This window comes from Sutterella massiliensis (genome assembly GCF_016899755.1).
Taxonomy (GTDB): Bacteria; Pseudomonadota; Gammaproteobacteria; order Burkholderiales; family Burkholderiaceae_F; genus Sutterella; species Sutterella massiliensis.
In genome coordinates this window covers 1-261 of sequence record NZ_JACJJC010000453.1, presented here as the reverse complement: position 1 = coordinate 261, position 261 = coordinate 1, and the positions used below count along the sequence as shown (strand labels likewise).

The window sequence follows — 261 nt, the reverse complement described above, 5'->3', positions numbered from 1 at the left end:
TCTTGTTTCGAAGAAATAGATCATGTTAAAAAATAAAGTTTTGTTGCTCTCTAACGAGACTAAGTTAAATCACAACTTTTTTGATGGCTATGCTTTTTCTGGATCAGATTTAATCTGCGGAAATAAGGGTTTTTACAAATATATCGCAGAAGGAAACTCGTTTGAATCGGAGGCGGACGGCAACTATTTGAAAATTACTGTTACAGAAACTGAAACCACCATTAGTCGTGATAATCACGGCTTTTATCCAATCTTCTATAG

1 protein-coding gene is annotated in these 261 nt (G+C 34.5%); it reads left to right on the top strand.

The window, feature by feature from the left end:
• Positions 1-22: 22 nt before the first annotated feature.
• Positions 23-261: hypothetical protein (locus H6A60_RS13280; protein WP_205105336.1), on the top strand; the 239-nt coding region annotated here is incomplete at its 3' end.